Source organism: Polaromonas sp. P1_E3, from assembly GCF_056405935.1.
Map to the genome: position 1 here is coordinate 1 of NZ_JBFUBD010000505.1, position 1,733 is coordinate 1,733.

Below are 1,733 nucleotides of genomic sequence, written 5' to 3' on the forward strand. Positions count from 1 at the left end.
GCCCAGCACCGTGCCAACGATGACCGACAGCGCCACCACGGCCAGGCCGATGACCAGCGACAGGCGGGCGCCGTACATCAGGCGCGAGAGGATGTCGCGGCCGATGGCGTCGGTGCCCAGCGGGTAGGTCCAGGAACCGCCCGCCTGCCAGGCCGGCGGCTTGAGGAACACCGCGTTGTTGGTGATGTTGGGCGCGTGCGGCGCCAGCAGCGGCGCAAAGAGCGCGAGCAGCAGCACGCCGATGACAATGACCAGGCCGATCACGGCGCCGTTGTTGGCGCTGAAGTAGTTCCAGAACTCGCGCAGCGGGTGCGGCGGCGCGGGTGCCGTGGTGGGTTTCAAGGTAGCCGTGCTCATCGCTGGTGCCTGATGCGTGGGTTAATGATGCCGTAGGTGATGTCCACCAGCAGATTGACGGCCATGACGATGGCGCCCAGCAGCAGGATGCCGCCCTGCAGAACGGGGTAGTCCCGGCGGCTGATGGCTTCGATGAGCCACTTGCCGACGCCGGGCCAGGAGAAGATGGTTTCCGTCAGGATGGCGCCGGTGAACAGCACGCCGACCTGCAGGCCGATCACGGTGACCACGGGGATCAGGGCGTTGCGCAGTGCATGCAGGGCCACCACGCGCAGGTTGGAAAGACCCTTGGCGCGCGCGGTGCGGATGTAGTCCTCACCCAGCACTTCCAGCATGGCCGATCGTGTCATCCGGGCGATCACCGCCAGCGGGTTGGTACCCAGCACGATCGTGGGCAATATCAGGTGCGAGGCTGCTGACCAGAATGCCCCCTTGTCTTCCGAAAGCAGCGAGTCGATCAGCAGGAATCCCGTGGTCGGCTCGATAAAGTACTGGACTGACAGCCGGCCCGACACAGGTGTCCAGCCGAGCTGTACGGAGAACAGCAGGATCAGCAGCAGGCCCCACCAGAAAATCGGCATGGAATATCCCGTAAGGGAGACCCCCATGACGCCGTGGTCAAGAATGGAATTTCGTTTGACCGCCGCCAGAATGCCGGCGGGGATGCCGATCAGCAGTGCAAACAGGATGGCGCATACGGCCAGCTCGATGGTGGCGGGGAACAGCGTGAGGAATTCGCGCAGCACGGGCTCCTGCGTGATCAGGGACTTGCCCAGGTCACCTTTGAGAACCCGGCCGATGTAAATGCCGTACTGCACCATGACGGGTCGGTCCAGGCCGTATTCCTTGAGCAACTGGGCGTGGCGCACCGGGTCGATGCCGCGCTCGCCGGCCATGGTTTCAATGGGGTCGCCGGGCACCATGCGGATCAGGAAGAAGGCCAGCAGTGTCATCCCCAAAAAGGTGGGAATGATCAGGCTCAGTCGGGTAAAAATAAAGCGCAGCATTATCGCGGGATGCTAAGGCAGGTCTTGGCGCAAGCTGGGGGATGCCCGTCGCGATGGTGACAGGCAGGGCGCGCGGAGTTTTCCGCCGCCCCGGTTTTTGAATGCAGTAGCTGCAATGGCATCAACATGGGTCTGTTCTGTTTGGGCTGGTGCGGGTGGTGCCGCAGGGGGATTTTTATCTTAGCAACAATAGCGTCGTTTTTCGACGGTGCCGCTGGTGACGGGCTACCGAGTAACCCTATGGCATTAGCATACGTTTCAGGCGGCTTTGGACGTTAATGGAAGGGGATGGTGGGCGCGGAAGCATGCCAGTGCAACGCAGGAAGCGTGCCAGCGATTGAGGGTGCGGCGTGCTCAGTGGTATTTGGC

1 protein-coding gene and 1 pseudogene are annotated in these 1,733 nt (G+C 62.8%); both read right to left on the reverse strand.

Annotation, left to right across the window (positions count from 1 at the left end):
* Positions 1-357 (reverse strand): annotated as a pseudogene (locus AC1D0Z_RS21060) (dipeptide ABC transporter permease DppC); the annotation flags it as partial.
* Positions 354-1,364 (reverse strand): ABC transporter permease subunit, encoded by a 1,011-nt coding sequence (locus tag AC1D0Z_RS21065; protein WP_477660107.1) that lies wholly within the window; start codon positions 1,362-1,364, stop codon positions 354-356. The gene AC1D0Z_RS21065 and the pseudogene AC1D0Z_RS21060, both read right to left, overlap by 4 nt.
* Between the last annotated feature and the right edge of the window lie 369 nt (positions 1,365-1,733).